Here is a 15,680-nt window from a genome sequence, read left to right on the forward strand (position 1 = left end):
TCCCCTCGGACTCGATTCGTCTCGCGTCTTGCCTGTTCGAGGAAACTCGGAGCCTGGTCGGGACGGAAGGTAGCAAGTCACCGAAAAGGCGGGTTGCCATACAGGGCGCTAAGTCAGAATGAACACATGAGCAGGAGGGGAATTCGATGACCGGCCGTATCGTGGTACCGGCCGTGGGCCGGGCGGCCCTCGCCGATGAATTGGCTCGGGAGATCAAGAGACTCAGAACAGAAGCCGGTATGAGCCAGCGAGTACTCGCCGGCAGAATCGGTTACTCCCGCCAATACGTCTCGATGGCGGAGTGGGAGGATGCCAATCTGCCGTCGCGAGAACTTGTCGCTGCTGTGGACTCGGAGCTCGCAGCAAATGGTGCTCTCAATGCCCTGCGCGCTCGAGCGGACGCGGCAACGAGGGCCTCCCGTTTCGAAGTAGCGTATGGGGAGAGCGCCGGATCGACGGGTTCCGATACGTTCGGAGACCAGGCGATCGGAGGCGAGTTTCCGGCTGCCGGTCGGAGCAGTGACGAACTGCTCGAGGTGCTGAGAAGGATCCATAGAATCACCGCGGCTGTCGATCGGGAGATCGTGGAACGATTGGCATCCAGGGTCCACGCGGTGATCGAGGATTATGAATTTCTGGATGGCGCGAAGCTTGTCGATGGTCTGGTGGAGCAGCGGCAGTTGATCGATACGCTGACAGAGGATTGTGGGGATATCCGTGAGCGGCGCCGGCTGTACGAGATCGCAGCGAAGACTTCAGGACTGCTCGGTTTCGTCAACGTAGGCTTCGGGAACTTCGAGCTGTCACGCGCATACTGCTATGAGGCGTTCCAACTCGGCAGTGTAGTGCAGTCGCCGGATCTCCAGGCTTGGGCGCGCGGTATGCAGAGCTACTGTGAGTACTATTCCGGCTACTATCGCGAGGCTCTGCAGTTCGCAGAGGATGGGTTGAACTATGCGGCGTCTGGTCCGCAGCAGGTCCGATTGAAGATCAATGGCGTAGCCAGGGCACTGGGGAAACTGGGTGATCGTCGTGGTGTCGATCGAGCGGTCGAAGAGGCCTATGAGTTGGTGGGTGAGGGCGGTATGGAGAATCACTCGCGTTCTAGCATCTCCATCAGCGGATACAGCCGCGCGCAGGTAGCCGGCAATGCCGCTACAGCGTATCTTTCACTCGGAATGCCGGACCGGGTCGAAGCGCACGTGAAGGATGCTCTTGCCGAGATGGATCCAGCCGAGTGTCCATGGGGGCGTTCGCTGGCAAAAATCGATCTGGCGCGGGCACAGCTCAGTTCCCGCAAAGGCGATTTGGACTACGCGAGCTCGCTGATCATCGAAGCACTCGAAAGTACGCCCGCAGACCCAACAGTACCGGTGCGAGCGCGTGCTGCCGAATTCGCGCGGGACCTCATGGCACGCGGGGGTTCTGCGTCACAGTTGGCGACAGTTCGTGAGGCGATGGCGGCACATCGGAGCACCGATGCCGAATAGGAAGAATGTGGCCGCAACAGAAGCGGCGGTCGTCGGCAGCCAGTTGAGAAACCACTGGACAAAGCCCTTGGGAGTAGTCGGATACTACTGGTTTCTGACGTTCGAGGACTCGGCGCCGTTGCGCAATGCGGTCCGTGAGTGCCAGAGCCGACTCGCCTTTCCACAATACGATCCAGCGCCATTGGAAAGCCTGCATCTCACCGTCGGCCGTATTGGCAAATCGGGCGAGGTGTCTCCCGGTCGACTTCATGCGATACAGGCCGGTGTCCGGCGCGGGCTCTGCGAGATGGATCCGTTCGAGTTGACCATCGGTGCGCTACGACGGGTGCCCGCCGCACTGATCTTCGATGCGACACCCGTCGGGAATGTCGACGAGTTACGAAGAAAGTTGAGAGCGGGCGCTATCGGCGCGCTCTCCGAGTCGGATGCTCCACCACAGCAGCACCCCCCGCACGTGACCGTTGCGTACGGTAATTCGGACGGGATCGCGCCTCCGGAACTAGATGAGGCGGTGGCGACGGTGGACCGCAGTTTGCGAACGGTGCGGGTGGAGGTGTCCGAGGTCTCGATGGTCCTGCTCTACCGGCGGCGGGCCATGTACTCGTGGGATTTGATCGAGCGAATTCCGCTTGGGAAATCGATCTAGCGTTCGTGCCGAACCCGGTATTTCCTCCGTCTGCCGTTCAGACGCGGTCTGTCGTCGCCAACCAGGCCGGTGCGCCGTGGTCGTGGAATCGGGTTTCGATCCGGTCCGGTACGACGGCGGCGATACTCCAGCCGCTGGTGGGGGTGAAGGTCGCGTTCAGTTCCTCGAGGCTCACCGGGTGGGGGCCGAGGTCGGGGCCCTCGTCGCTGAAGCAGAGTAGGTACAGCGTGGCACCGGGCGTGGTCACCGAGGTCAGGCTCGCGACGTAGGGGTGGCGCTCCGCGGTGTCGAAGGTGTGGAACAGGCCGCAGTCCAGCACCGTGTCGAATCTGCGGTCGATTTCGCTCAGTTCGAGCGCATCGGCGGCGACGAACTCGACCGCGATTCCACGGTCGGCCGCCTTTTCCCGGGCTGCCGCCAGAGCCGTTTCCGCCACATCGAACCCGAGTACCGGCAGCCCTGCCTCGGCTATGTGCAGTGCGTTCTCCCCGGTCCCGCAGCCCGCGTCGAGGACCGAACCTGTGAAACCGCCCTCGGCGGCCACGCGCACCACGGCGGGTTGCGGCCGGCCGGTATCCCACGGGGCGGGACCGTCCAGATAGGAAGCGTCCCAGGGGAGCCCGGTACTGCGTTCGTGGCTGGTGGGTCGTCTGCCGCCGAACGGATCACCGGTGCGGTCTCCCTGTTGTCCGGGCAATGCCATCACCTCCCTGGGGCCTGGTCACCACATGGTGGCACGTCGGGAGGTGAATACCGAGGATCGACCGGCACCTGTCGGACCCCTGCTGTTCAATGCGTGGTGTGGACACTGTGGACTTCGCGCGGGTCGTAGCGGAATTCGGTGCCGGCTCCGCGCTGCTCGTCGAACCGGGGAGCTCCGCCGCCGCGCACGTCCCCGCACAGTGGGATCCGATCGCCGGTGCTCGTGACCCGCGCGTCCGGAGCGCCGCTGCGGTGGCGCTGTGGAATCTGGACATGTTCGAGCTGGTGCCCCGGTTCGGTGCCGTGCTGGCCGAATGCCTCGACGATGTGCGGGTCTGTCTGCTGCGTGGCGACTGGGTGTTGCTGTACGCGCTGCGGAAACCGTTCCAGCCGCACGAGTTCCGTATCGGCTGGGATCCGGCGACCTTCGGCGCCGATGTGCCGCGCTACTGGGATGCGCTGCCGGAACCGCTGCGGGTTTTCCTCGGTATGGTCCATGCCGGATTCACCGACCTCGACGGCGTGTCCTTCGGTCCGGCCCGGCCGCGGGATATGCAGACCTACGACGAGCTGGATCTGTCCGGATCGGTGCGGAACTGGGATACCGACGAGCGGATCCCGGGCGACCGGGCGATGTTGATCGCCAAGGGGCTGGGCGATACGAACTACTTCGCCTCCCCGGAGCTGCCCGGTGACACGGTCGGCTGGGAGTACGGGGGCGATATGGAACGGCCCATGGACTTCGGCCGCACTTTCGACGATCTGATGGGCCACGGTTTCCAGCTCGAACGCGACCTTCCACCCGAGCCCGCCGCGCCCGTCACTCCGGACGAACTGCGGCAGCGGGTCGCCGCCCTGTCGACCGTGCGAGCGGCACGAGCGGTCGTGTGGACGCGCGAACTCACCGAGGACGCCGCCCGCGCCCGCATTCGCGAAATCCTCGCGGAATTGCTCGACGCGCTCGGCGGCGAGCTCGGCGCCCGGCCCCAGGACGGCCCGGACGGCGAGACGATCCTGCCGTGCGACGACGACGCCGGAAACGTTTACCAGGTGGATCGACTCGAAGCCCGCTATTTCCTCGATCCGCCGCCACCGGACCGGCCCCAGGCCTATCTGCCGTTGATCCTGCGTATCTGGGAGCAGCTGGGCTGGAAGGTCACCACCTCCGCCGGGGCCGACGGTATCTCCGGCGAGGCCCGGACTCCGGACTGGTACGAGCTGACGCTTTCCTGTCGCGACGACGACGCGCTACGTCTGGCGGTGGCGTCGCCGGGCTTCCCGCGGCCTTTCTGAAGAAGGCATCGGGGGGAGACGGGGCCGGATGGTCCGGCCGCGATCAGTCCACCGACCGCCCGGCCCGCCAAGCGTGCAGCGGTTCGGCGGTCAGCACCTCGCCGTGGCCAACGCAGACGGTATCGACATCGAACCGGGCCAGCCGGTACGCCGCCGCGTCGACGGCGGCGCTGTCGAGGTTGAACACTCCTGGCATGGTCACACCCCGCACGTTCGCCAGTGTGTCACCGGTGAAGAGCAATCGGTGGCGCGGGAGATGCAACGCGATACTGCCGGCCGTATGCCCCGGAACCTCGACTACCTCCGCGCCGCCACCGAAATCGAGAACATCGCCGGCGCGCAGTTCGCGGTGGACCGGAGCCGGACGGGGCCGCGGGCCCGGTGGGAGAGCCTCGGCGATAGGACGTTCCCAGTCACGCAGCACCGGAGAAGGTTGCGGTCGCCGGCCGCGCACGATATCGGCATCGGCGTGGTGGGCCCAGATCTCGGCGCCACGGGCAGCGAGATCGGCCGCGGATCCGATGTGATCGTCGTGGGCGTGGGTGAGCACCACCCGCCGCACGGCCTCCGGCGCGAACCCGAGCTCGCCGAGTCCCTGGTCGATCTCGGTGAGGGAACCGGGCAGTCCGGCGTCGATCAGGGTGATCGTTGCGCCGTCGTCCCACACGTAGACGTTCAGGTCGTTGGTGTCGGCGAAGCGTAGTGCTGTCAGCCGGGGTGATACGGGCACGATCTCCACGAACGCGAACTTACCGGCGCCGCCACCGCGTGCGCCGCTTTCTCTGCTCTGAGCAGCGACGGGCGTTCGGTGAGTGCACGTCCGCACCCGCCGCGAGTTCACCGTCGCACGATCACGTATTCACCGTGGTTCTCCTGGAACTCGACCGCGGTCACGATCGCCGCATCGTCGAGATCCGGGCTTCCCGGCGGGACGACCACCAGTTTGTCGTCATCGTCGTACAGCCGGTGCACGATCGCGATACATCTGCCTCGTGCGGTGGCCAGCGGTTCGGCCGGACCGAGATAGTAGGCGTCCAGTTCCTGACCGTCCGGCGCCAGCGTGCCGGGGACGTAGCCGTAGTTCACCGGGTAGCGGAATCCGCAGCGCGGGTGCAGGCTTCCGTATGGCCGGTCGAAGGTGAGATCGACACTCCGGCCGAGAAAGGGGCGGGCCAGCGCGAGCGATACCGAATCGTATTCCGCGCTCCGATCGGTCACCGGATCACACTACCGGGCCGGAGGACACCGCCTCGCTATCCGGCGGTGGTGACCATCGGCAGCTGATCGAAGGCTTCGCCGTAGAGCGTGAAAGTCGGTCTCCGGGGTGGTCGGCGACCAGTCGGGCGTTAGCGGCCGTGTGCGCACATCTGCGTTTTGCGTTCAGGGAATTGTCTTGTGTCTCCCCCCGGGGGAGACAGCAGTCTGGTGTCCATGGACGACGAGACGCTCTACACGATCGGGTCCCTGGCCGAACGGACCGGACTCTCGGTGAAAACGATCCGGTTCTACGCCGATCGGGGAATCGTCCCGCCGACCGCCCACAGCCCGGCCGGTTACCGGCTCTACGACACCCACGCGCTGGCCCGCCTGGAGCTGGTCCGCACTTTGCGCACGCTCGATATCGACCTCGCGACGGTGCGGGCGATCCTGGCCCACGAGACCTCCCTGCGTGAGGTGGCGGCCGCGCACGCGGACGCCCTCGAGGTGCAGATCCGCACGCTGCGGCTCCGGCGTGCGGTATTGCGAGCGGTGGCCGACCGGGATTCGAATCCGCAGGAGATGGATCTGATGCACGAACTGGTCAACCTGTCCGCAGCCGAACGGCACCGCCTGGTCCACGATTTCGTCGACGGAACCTTCGGCACGGTCGACGCGAACCCCGCTGTCGTGGAGTTGTTGCGATCGACCATGCCGGACCTACCGGTCGATCCCACCACCGAACAGGTCACGGCATGGATGGATCTGGTGGCACTCGTGCGGGACGAGACCTTCCGCGCCGCCGTGCGCCGGATGGCCGAATACCAGGCTGAAGAGCGGGCCGCGGGCGACGATACCGGACTTCACCACGAGCTGACGGAGGCGGTGCGCGACGAGGTGAGCAGGGCACTGGAAGCGGGTATCGATCCCGGCTCGGCTGCGGCGTTGTCGATAGTCGATCGGCTGGCCGGGCGATACGCCGAGACTTTCGGCAGGCCGGACGACGGTGAACTGCGGGGCTGGATCCTGGAAAGGCTGAAGGTGGCCGATGATTCCCGGGTGGCCCGGTACTGGCAGTTGGTGGCCGTGGTCAACGGGTGGCCGCCACCGCCGGAGCTGGGCCCGGTGTTCGCTTGGTTCACCCGAGCTCTCCGCGAATCCCTGCGCCGGCCCTGATCACCGGCAGTGCGTGCCCGGGCACCGAATACTCGAGCGCGCGGATCCGCGATGCCGCTGATCACGAGTTCGGCTCGGGTACGGGAAAGCACAGTCCGGCCGGGACCCCCACCGGCCGGGCGGTGTCGGTGCTATCCGGAGAGGGAGCTGAGCAGGCAGGAGAGCTGGCCGAGCGGGTGGATGACACCGGTACAGTCGGCCGTGGCGACGGATTCGGCAGGAGCCGGGGTGGGCGCTTCGAGCGGAAGGGGGGCGGCCGTGGCGGCCCCGGCGCCGGCCAGGGTCGCGGCGCCGATCAGGGCGGCAGTAAGAGTTCCACGTAAGGCGGTCATTCAAACTCCTCAGATGTCGATCAGTAGCCGTTCGAACCTAGCCGACACCTGTTTGCGCTGACCAACCGAAATATGGTGTCCCCGAGTCGGATATCTCACATTCGCGCCGGTGCCTACGCGGTCGGCCTCGGCTGTGAATTGTTCATGGCCTGTTCGATTCGGTCCTGCGACCATCTCGGCCGGACAACCCGAGCGGCCGCGGAGATCGGAACCCGGCGCACAGGTTCGGCTTCGAAAAGGACGATGAACAGCATCCTTCGGGCGCCCGTGACCGTCGCGCCTCCCACACCTGCGCGTTCGCTGGATTAGCATCCGAGGCCGTCGGCCGATGCAGTCCGGGTGACAGTGGATCGGCCATTCGCCCTCTGGAAAGCAGGTCGATGAAAACTGTGCTCACGCTGCTCGCCCGACTTGGTGTGGTCCTCGTTTTGCTGGGTTGCGGTTCGGTAGGGGCATCGGCCGTTTCGGCCCACGCCGATCCTGCGCCGGCGAATCCGGTGCTGGTGATCGGGGGGTTCGATGCCGACCGTGGGATCTTGGAGAACTTGCGGTCGGAGTTGTCCGATCGTGGATACACCGCCTATTCGATGGTGCCGGCCGGGGTGCCGGCCGGGTCGTCCGGGTCAGCGGGAATCGCCGAGTCGGCGAGAGTGATCGCCCGGAAGGTCGCCGAGATCCGGCAGGGCACCGGGGCCCGCCGGGTGGATCTGGTCGGGCATTCCATGGGCGGACTGGCCCAGCGGCACTATGTGAAGTTCCTGGGCGGTTTGGACTCGGTGGGAACCTACGTCGATTTGGGCACCCCGAATTCCGGCCAACCTCTCGGATACCTTTGCTCGCTCGTATTTCCGGGCTGCCGCGATATCGCACCGAACTCGGAATTCCTGCGGCAACTCAATACGCCGCCGGCATTGCCGCCCGGTCTCCCGGCATACCACCTGTATTCGGAGAACGAGGGCCCTGAGCGCGAACCTCTACCGGGAGCGGTCAATGCGAGCGTTCAGCAATTCTGTCCCGGGCGACATGTCATACATCGCAACGAACCACAGGACGGGGCTTTCCAGGATCTGATCGATTCCGCCCTGCGCGGTGGCCCCCTTGCCACGGACTGCCCGCGACAGTTCTTCCTCAGCTCCCGGTAGCCGGTCGCGGCAGTGGGTCGCGCCCTCGGAACACCGGTCCCCGTGAGGCGCGAGGTCGGCGGTGTCCAGGTGGATGAGATGGCCGTTCCGCCGGTTGTACAGAGATTCGGTAGGTCCGGTGGATACGGCTGTGCCCGGCAGATCTTTCGAAAGATCTGCCGGGCACACGGTGTTCCATACCCCGGGGCGCGAATCCGGTGGCCGGTAGCCGCGCTATCTCACCTGGATGTCACTCGGCGTAGCTGAGCACCACATCCCCCAGCACCGGGGCGCCGTCGCGTTCCACGGCGGTGGCGCTGATGATCAGCTGTCCCGGTTCCCGCCAGATCCGCGACCGCAGCGTCTCCCCGGGGAACAGCACTCCGGCGAACCGCGCCTTGAACCCGGTCACCCGGCCGGCGACCGAGTCCAGCACCGTATCGGTGGCGGTTTTGCAGATGATCCCGTAGGTGCACAGGCCGTGCAGGATCGGCGCCGGGAAACCGGCCCCCTTCGCGAATTCCGGATCGGAGTGCAGCGGGTTGCGGTCGCCGCAGAGGCGGTAGAGCAGGGCCTGCTGCGGGAGGGTCGCGGTGGTGACGTCGAAATCCGGGTCGCGGTCGGGGAGTTCGGTCTTGCTGCTCGGACCGCGCTCACCGCCGAATCCGCCCTCGCCGCGGGCGAAGATGGAGGACCGTTCGGTCCACAGCGCTTCGCCGTCGGAACCGGTGACGGTGAACTCCTGCACGATCACCGCGTTGGCGCCCTTGTCCCACAGTTCGCTGATCCGGCCGGTGCGGGTGGCTTTACCCGCGGCGGGCAGCGGCCGGTGCACCTGAACTTCCTGCGAACCGTGCACCACCTTGGCCAGGTCGATATCGACACCGGGGAACTTCACCTTCGGCGGGTCGGTATCGCGCAGGGTGTGGGCGACGGTGGCGAAAGTGGGCAGCACCTGCGGTTCGCGATCGTCGAGGTAGCGCAGTTCGGCGGGTTCGGTCCAGCGGTGACCGGCGCCGATGCCCAGGTGGTAGAGCTGGACATCGGAAGCGGTCCAGGAGAACTCCTTGCTCGGAAGTTCGGCTCCGAGCGCGACTTCAGGATCGATGGGCATACAGATTCTCCTCGCCGGCGGCTCAGGCCGCGGACTTCTTGCGGTCGATGATGTCGTGGACCGCGAGATAGCCGAAGGCGATCGCGGGTCCGATGGTGGCGCCGGGGCCCGCGTAGGTGTGGCCCATGACCGGGGTCGATACATTGCCGGAGGCGTACAGCCCCTCGATCGGGGTACCGTCCTCGCGCAGCACCCGCGCGGCGGTATCGGCGACCAGGCCGCCCTTGGTGCCGAGGTCGCCGGGCACCATCTTGGCCGCGTAGAACGGGCCCTGGACCAGCGCCGCGAGGCACGGGTTGGGTTTCACGGTCGGGTCGCCGTAGTACCGGTCGTACTGGCTGTCGCCGCGGCCGTAGTCCTCGTCCTTCCCGGTTTCGGCGAACTTGTTGAACCGCTCCACTGTGGCCGCGAGTTTGTCGGCGGGCACACCGATCTTCTCGGCCAGTTCCTGAAGGGTCGCGGCCTTGACGATGAGGTCGTTCTCCATCCAGCGCGACGGGAACTTCAGGCCCGGTTGCAGGCTGGCGAACATATAGCGGTTGCGGTAGCGCTGGTCGAAGACGAGCCAGGTCGGGATGTTCTCGCCGGGGCCCTCGCCCTGCCCGTACTCACCGCCGTACATGGTGTGCACGGCCTCGACGTAGGGCGCGGACTCGTTGCCGAACCGCTCGCCCTTCGGGTTGATCATGATCGAACCGGGCAGGTTGCGCTCGGACAGCGCGAACCAGGGCTTGCCGCCCTTGAAGATGGTCGGACCCCACCAGGCGTCCTCCATGAAGCCGATAGCGGCGCCCGCGTCCATACCGGCGACGATGCCATCGCCGGTGTTGGTGGCGGCACCGGTTGTCCACTCAGTGGTAATCGGTTCGCGCTGGTATTTGGCCCGCATCTCGGCGTTGTGCTCGAACCCGCCGCTGCCGAGCACCACGCCGTAGCGCGCGGTGAAGGTGACCGTCTCGCCCTTGTGGGTGGCCTCGACCCCGGTGACCTTGCCGTTCTCGACGACCAGTTTGGTCATGGGGGTGTCGAGCAGCAGGGGCACGTTCGCGTCCATCAGGCCCTTGCGCATGCCCGCGATGACCGCCTGGCCCATCACCATCAGATGCTTGTTGGTGAACTTGGCCCAGTAGGTGCGCGCCCCGACGCGCAGGGCCCGCAGCATGCCTTTCGGGTGGCGGCGGATCAGGTTCAGCCGGACGAAGTCGGCCTGGGTGACCGCCACGTTCAGCGGCGCCTTGGAATAGGGCGGATGGATATTGAACCGCTCGTCGCCGAGGATCTTGGCGTTGAACGGCTTCGGCTCGCAGGACCGCCCGCCCGCCCGGCCGCCGGGGGCCTCGGGGTAGTAGTCGGAATAGCCCTTGACCCAGGTCATCTTCAGCGGTGAGTGCGCGAGGACGAAATCCATGGCTTCGGCGCCGCGGTCGATATAGGTATCGATCCGTTCGGCGGGCACCACGTCGCCGATGATGCTGTGCAGATACCTGCGCGCTTCCTCGCGGTCGTCGGGACCGCCCGATTCGCGCAGGGCCTTGTTACCGGGGATCCACACCCCGCCGCCCGAGCGCGCGGTAGATCCGCCGTAGTACGGCGCCTTCTCCAGGATCACCACACTCAGCCCGTTGTGCGCGGCGGTGAGGGCGGCGGTCATCCCGGCGGCGCCGCTGCCGACCACCACCACATCGTATTCCCGATCGTTCATGTAGAACACGTTATAGAATGATGGCGCTGTTGGTCTATGTTGTCTGGCAGAAGACTTGTTCTGTGGAGTAAACAGCAGGGAAACTCGTTTCAGTTTGTGGTGGAGTTGGTAGATGACGCACGAATGGGACCTGGCCGCGGACGTGGTGGTCGTCGGTTTCGGCGCGGCGGGCGCGGCCACCGCCCTGCAGGCCACCGAGGACGGTGCGCAGGTACTCGTACTGGACCGTTTCACCGGCGGGGGCGCGACTGCGCTGTCCGGCGGCATCATCTACGCCGGTGGGGGCACCTGGGTGCAGCGCGCGGGTGGAGTCGAGGACACCCCGGAACTGATGCTGGCCTATCTCGAACGCGAGGTCGGTGACGCGGTCTCGCCGGCGACACTGCGGCGTTTCGTCGACGACAGTCCCGCCATGATCGACTGGCTCACCGGGCACGGGGTGCCGTTCGAGGCGTCGCTGTGCCCGTACAAGACTTCCTACCCGAACAACGACTACTACCTCTACTACTCCGGCAGCGAGATCTCCGGCGCGTTCGCCGATATCGCCCCTGCTCAGCGCGGCCACCGGGTCAAGGGATGGGGCACCTCCGGGAAGAAGCTGTTCGCACCACTGGCCCGGTCGGCGCGGCAGCGGGGAGTGCGGGTGGAAACGCTCACCACCGCCACCGCCCTGATCACCGACGACACCGGCGCGGTCGTGGGGGTCGAGTGCCGCACCCTGCGCGACGCACCCGCGCGTGTCAAGACGCGTTACGCGCGACTGGCCGCGATCGCCGCCAAACCCGGCATCTACTACCCGCCGCTGCGCCGGGCGCTGGAGAAGCGGCTGGCCCGGCTGGACCGCAGATATGCGACCACACTCCGCGTCCTGGCCCGGCGCGGTGTGGTGCTGACCGCGGGCGGGTTCATCGCCAACCGCGAGATGCTGCACGCCCACGCCCCCGCCTACAAGAACGGCCTGGCCCTGGGCAGCTCCGGTGACGACGGCAGCGGGATCGAGCTGGGTCGCAGTGTGGGCGCCGCGACCGACCGGATGGGCAATGTCTCGGCCTGGCGGTTCCTGCTGCCACCGAGTTCGTTCGCCGGCGCGCTGCTGGTCGACGGAAAAGGGCAGCGGGTCATCGATGAGACCCGCTACGGCGCGGCGGTCGGCGACGCCCTGATCAACCGGCACGACGGTATCGGCTGGCTGCTCGCCGACGACGCGCTCATGCGTACCGCCATCTCCCAGATCGGCCCCCAGGCCGCCTGGTTCCAGCGCATGCAGTTCGAGGTCATGCGCCGCAAGGCCAAGCGTGGGAAAACCCTCGACGAGGTCGCCGCCGCGGCGGGTGTCGACCCGGTGGGCTTGCGTGAAACAGTCGCCGCGTACAACAGCGCCTACGCGACCGGCGCACCCGACCCGGTGGGCAAACCGGCCGAATACGTGCGCCCGGTCGGCGCCGGCCCGTACTGGATGCTGAACGTATCGATCGAGCCGAGCCTGACCAATCCGTGCCCGATGTTCACCGTCGGCGGCCTGGTGGTCGACGAGCAGACCGGGGCGGTGCGCGATACGCACGGCGGTGAGATCCGAGGCCTGTACGCGGCGGGCCGGACAACCGCAGGAATATGCGTGAACTCCTATGTCAGTGGCTTGTCCCTGGCAGATTGCATTTTCTCTGGTCGTCGGGCGGGCCGTAGCGCGGCGGGCGAAGCGTTGGCCGTGGAAGGCGTGCCCGCAGAGCGCACGGTGAGGTAGGGATCGAACACCGGAGGCGCAGCCGATTTCGCGCCCTACGCCAGCGGGGACGCGGTGCCTGTTGACGCAGTCGCGGCCTTCGCCGACATCGATTACGCCACCGGTTTCGAGCTGGTCGACGGTTTGGCCCGGCTGGCGGCGATGAATCTGCTGCTGCACGGCATCGGGACCCCGAACGGTGGAGCGGGCAAAATCCTGCGCGCCAAACTCCTGGACGACTTCGATCTGCACACTATCCTCAGGCTGCCCACCATGGGCAGACCGTCATTCTGCCGCGGAGCAGCGGGCGGCCCGCACTGCGGTCAGCTCCTCGTTGCCGGCGGCAGCAGCGTGGCGGACAAGTGCTCCTGTGCCAAGCGGCGGAGAGCGGAAAGCGCGGTGTCGCCGAGGACGGTCCCGACGATGGCGGTTTCGATCATCCGCTCGAGAGTGGGCTCGTTGCCGATCAGCCCGAGGTCCGTGGCGGCGATGGCTTCGCTGGCGACGGCGTACTCGTCCAATGCGGCGACCACGTCGGAATGACCGAGCAGGTGAAGCGCCGCGCATACATCGATGAGGTTGGCGAGAGCGGGGCTGTGCTCGGCAATGTGCCAGCCTCGGCGCTCCAGTAGGGCAGCGACATCACGCGCGGCCGACTCGCGGCGTTCGTCACCGACTGGTGACCGGCGACCGGCGACCGCGTACAGCACATGACCGAGCGAGTCGCGGGCGGACAACTTCCTGCTGTCGAGCGCGGCGAGTAGCTCTTTGGTTTCCCCGACCGACAGTCCGCTGATGTCCATCAGTGCCTTGATCAGGCGCAGACGGCCGATGTGTGCGTCGCTGTAGTCGACCTGGTTGTGATGAGTTCGCATGCCGGGTGGCAACAGGCCCTCGCGGACGTAGTACTTGATCGTCGCGGCAGAAACGCCGCTGACGCGGCTGAGTTCGGCGATCCGCATCGAGACCCATACCTTTCGGTCGAGTGTTGACAGTCGATAGTAAAACTATCGATAATGCTATCGATAGTTCAACTATCGATAGTGTCACTATGAAAGAAGGCCGACCGATGACAGCTCCGTTTCCCGCCCTCCACTGGCATCGCCCGTTGATGCTGCTGGCCATCGTCATGGCAGCGCTCACCGGCGCGTCCCTCATAGGCTTGGTCATCGACGATCGCACCTTGACCGGCATGCCGATCTGGACCAAATCCGTGAAATTCGCCGTGTCCGTGGTGGTTTATGCCGTGACCTGGGCCTGGCTGATCGCCCAGCTCACCCGCTGGCGGAAGATCGCGTGGTGGGCCGGCACGATCGCGGCGGCCGGTCTCGCGGTGGAGTTGATCATCATCGTCACCCAGATCGTGCGCGGGACCACCAGCCACTTCAATTACACGACGCCGCTGAACGCGACACTGTGGAATATCATGGGGGCCTCGATCATTCTGGTCTGGGTCGCCACGCTGGTTGTCTCGGTGGCACTGTTCCGTAATGGCACGGCCGACCGCGCCCGCAATACGGCGATCCGCTACGGCGCCGCGCTGTCCCTGGCCGGCGCGGCACTCGGCCTGTTGATGGTGCCGGCGACCCCGGCGCAGCGAGTGACGGGCAGTTCGGTCGTCGGCGCGCATACCGTCGGCCTCCCCGACGGTGGACCCGGATTGCCGTTCCTCGGCTGGAGCTCCGTCGGCGGCGACCTGCGGGTCCCGCATTTCATCGGTATGCACGCGCTGCAAGCGCTTCCGCTGCTACTGGTCGCCCTCGAATTCGGGGCACGGCGGATTCCGGCCTTGCGGTCGATGCAGGTACGACACAGACTCATCGTGACAGCGGCGGTGGCTTTCGGCGCGTTGCTCGTCGTGCTGACCTGGCAGGCGTTGCGCGGTCAGTCGGTAGTGCGGCCGGACGGTCCCACCTTGCTCGCCTTCCTCGTGATCGTCGTAGCTTCCCTGTGCTCGGCGGGCATTGTCCTGCGGCCGAGAGCCGTTGCTGTTTCGGGCGACTCGGTGGACGCGGTCCGATGACCGATTTGCTCTTCGATATCACTTTCTGGTTCGCGGCGCCGTTCTGGGCGCTGATGATCCTGGCTCCCGGATGGCGTCGAACCAGTGCTGCTGTGGCATCGCCACTGATCTGCCTACCGTCTCTGGTGGTCTACGCCGTGTTGATCCTTCCCGGCTTCTCCAGTTTCGCGAAAGAGCTGATCAACCCGAGCCTGCTCGGCCTGCAGGCTGTGCTCGGTAGCGATGTGGGCGCGGCAGCCGCGTGGGCGCACTTCGTCGCATTCGATCTGTTTCTCGGGCGGTGGATCTTCCATGACAGCCGCGCTCGTGGTCTTCCGGCGCTGCTCATCAGCCCGCTGCTCGCGCTGACCATTCTGTTCGCGCCGGTCGGTGTCCTGCTGTATCTGATCACCCGATCCGCGTGGGCAGCGCAGTCCCGGCTCGGCCGGCCCGCCCCTCAACGATCTTGATGGGCCGCATGTACCGTCCCGGCAACGCTCGTTCAGCCGATGCGGTTCTCTCACCGGGGGTATCGCCGGGCACCCCCCCGAACCTTGAACGAGGGGGCCTGATCGGGCCGATGCGGCGTCGGCGTCGGCGTCGGCCCGTCGGCAGCGTGGCGGCCATCGGCGTCGGGCTCAGTTCTGTTGAGCCGATTTCCCCTCGGCCGACGCGGAGCTCAATGCGGTGGCCTGGGGGTTGACCGTATCGCGCACGATGCGTAACGCGCAGAGAAGTGCGTCGAGTTGTTCGGCGGTGAGCAGGTCGATGAGCCACTGCTGGATTGCGTCGAGGTAGAGCGGCAGGACTTGTTCGAGTCGTTGCGCTCCCGCCGCGGTAAGTGTGGCGTAGGAGACGCGCCGGTCGGTGGGGTCCAGTTCGCGGACCGACAGGCCGCCGCGGGACAGCCGGTCGACCAGCCGGGTGACACCGCTGGTGGACAACGAGGTCTGGTTCGCGAGGTCGGTCATGCGCAACCGTCGGCCGGGGGAACGGCTCAGTCGGATCAACGCATTGAGGTCGAGGCCGGACAATCCGTGCGCTTTCCAGACGGGTTCCATCCGCGCGAGCAGGCCCTCGTGCGTTTCGAGCAGCAGACCCATCGCTGTGAGCCGGGGGTCATCGAACAAGTCACTGGCGCCCATGCGCTCGAACCTACCAGAAGTCTGATGCGCGGATAGTTGA

16 protein-coding genes are annotated in these 15,680 nt (G+C 66.3%); 8 read left to right on the forward strand and 8 right to left on the reverse strand.

From position 1 onward, the window contains the following. Window positions 1–146 precede the first annotated feature (146 nt). A complete protein-coding gene (locus ON38_RS01990) occupies window positions 147–1,490 on the forward strand; it encodes a helix-turn-helix transcriptional regulator (RefSeq protein ID WP_083872112.1) in 1,344 nt (447 codons plus the stop codon). A 7-nt stretch (window positions 1,491–1,497) separates the two neighbouring features. Further along, a complete protein-coding gene (locus tag ON38_RS34605) occupies window positions 1,498–2,136 on the forward strand; it encodes a 2'-5' RNA ligase family protein (protein ID WP_157181639.1) in 639 nt (212 codons plus the stop codon). Between the two features lie 37 nt (window positions 2,137–2,173). On the opposite strand, the gene ON38_RS02000 is transcribed toward ON38_RS34605, so the two are convergent. Then, entirely contained in the window at window positions 2,174–2,839 is a 666-nt protein-coding gene (locus tag ON38_RS02000; protein WP_051164285.1) for a class I SAM-dependent methyltransferase, read from the reverse strand. Window positions 2,840–2,937: 98 nt separating this feature from the next. Here ON38_RS02000 and ON38_RS02005 point away from each other — a divergent pair, with 98 nt between their 5' ends. Continuing rightward, window positions 2,938–4,131 carry a hypothetical protein gene (locus tag ON38_RS02005; RefSeq protein ID WP_157181640.1) on the forward strand — a complete coding sequence of 398 codons (1,194 nt, stop codon included), beginning with the start codon at window positions 2,938–2,940 and terminating at the stop codon, window positions 4,129–4,131. 43 nt (window positions 4,132–4,174) lie between these two features. Here the strand turns inward: ON38_RS02005 and ON38_RS02010 are convergent, their stop codons facing one another. Beyond that, a complete protein-coding gene (locus ON38_RS02010; RefSeq protein ID WP_039821829.1) occupies window positions 4,175–4,870 on the reverse strand; it encodes an MBL fold metallo-hydrolase in 696 nt (231 codons plus the stop codon). Between the two features lie 98 nt (window positions 4,871–4,968). Next, window positions 4,969–5,349: an inorganic diphosphatase gene (locus ON38_RS02015; protein WP_218000727.1), complete on the reverse strand. Its 381-nt coding sequence runs from the start codon at window positions 5,347–5,349 to the stop codon at window positions 4,969–4,971. Window positions 5,350–5,562: 213 nt separating this feature from the next. Between ON38_RS02015 and ON38_RS02020 the strand changes: the two genes are divergently transcribed. Beyond that, on the forward strand, window positions 5,563–6,504 hold the full coding sequence (locus ON38_RS02020) for a MerR family transcriptional regulator (protein ID WP_039821830.1): 942 nt from the start codon (window positions 5,563–5,565) through the stop codon (window positions 6,502–6,504). A gap of 131 nt (window positions 6,505–6,635) precedes the next feature. On the opposite strand, the gene ON38_RS02025 is transcribed toward ON38_RS02020, so the two are convergent. Continuing rightward, on the reverse strand, window positions 6,636–6,836 hold the full coding sequence (locus ON38_RS02025) for a hypothetical protein (RefSeq protein WP_039821831.1): 201 nt from the start codon (window positions 6,834–6,836) through the stop codon (window positions 6,636–6,638). Window positions 6,837–7,216: 380 nt separating this feature from the next. Between ON38_RS02025 and ON38_RS02030 the strand changes: the two genes are divergently transcribed. After that, window positions 7,217–7,978 (forward strand): lipase family protein, encoded by a 762-nt coding sequence (locus ON38_RS02030; protein WP_083872115.1) that lies wholly within the window; start codon window positions 7,217–7,219, stop codon window positions 7,976–7,978. A gap of 229 nt (window positions 7,979–8,207) precedes the next feature. Here ON38_RS02030 and chsH3 read toward each other — a convergent pair whose 3' ends face one another. Next, the gene (chsH3, locus tag ON38_RS02035; protein WP_039821833.1) at window positions 8,208–9,071 is read right to left on the reverse strand and encodes an enoyl-CoA hydratase ChsH3; all 864 of its coding nucleotides are present in this window, start codon (window positions 9,069–9,071) and stop codon (window positions 8,208–8,210) included. Between the two features lie 22 nt (window positions 9,072–9,093). After that, window positions 9,094–10,782 (reverse strand): 3-oxosteroid 1-dehydrogenase, encoded by a 1,689-nt coding sequence (gene kstD, locus ON38_RS02040; protein WP_039821835.1) that lies wholly within the window; start codon window positions 10,780–10,782, stop codon window positions 9,094–9,096. Window positions 10,783–10,885: 103 nt separating this feature from the next. On the opposite strand from kstD, the gene ON38_RS02045 reads away from it, so the two are divergent. Continuing rightward, window positions 10,886–12,514, forward strand: coding sequence for an FAD-binding protein (locus ON38_RS02045; RefSeq protein WP_039821837.1), 1,629 nt, complete (start codon window positions 10,886–10,888; stop codon window positions 12,512–12,514). A gap of 302 nt (window positions 12,515–12,816) precedes the next feature. Here the strand turns inward: ON38_RS02045 and ON38_RS02050 are convergent, their stop codons facing one another. After that, window positions 12,817–13,455, reverse strand: a complete 639-nt coding sequence (locus tag ON38_RS02050) for a MerR family transcriptional regulator (protein WP_039821838.1) — start codon at window positions 13,453–13,455, stop codon at window positions 12,817–12,819. A 107-nt stretch (window positions 13,456–13,562) separates the two neighbouring features. Here ON38_RS02050 and ON38_RS02055 point away from each other — a divergent pair, with 107 nt between their 5' ends. Then, window positions 13,563–14,516, forward strand: coding sequence for a hypothetical protein (locus tag ON38_RS02055; RefSeq protein WP_039821839.1), 954 nt, complete (start codon window positions 13,563–13,565; stop codon window positions 14,514–14,516). Continuing rightward, window positions 14,513–14,965, forward strand: a complete 453-nt coding sequence (locus ON38_RS02060; protein ID WP_039821841.1) for an ABA4-like family protein — start codon at window positions 14,513–14,515, stop codon at window positions 14,963–14,965. Before ON38_RS02055 ends, ON38_RS02060 begins: the two co-directional genes overlap by 4 nt. Before the next feature lie 168 nt (window positions 14,966–15,133). Here ON38_RS02060 and ON38_RS02065 read toward each other — a convergent pair whose 3' ends face one another. Beyond that, window positions 15,134–15,640: a MarR family winged helix-turn-helix transcriptional regulator gene (locus tag ON38_RS02065; protein WP_039821842.1), complete on the reverse strand. Its 507-nt coding sequence runs from the start codon at window positions 15,638–15,640 to the stop codon at window positions 15,134–15,136. Window positions 15,641–15,680 lie beyond the last annotated feature (40 nt).

Source organism: Nocardia testacea NBRC 100365 (assembly GCF_000308775.1).
Lineage (GTDB): Bacteria > Actinomycetota > Actinomycetes > Mycobacteriales > Mycobacteriaceae > Nocardia > Nocardia testacea.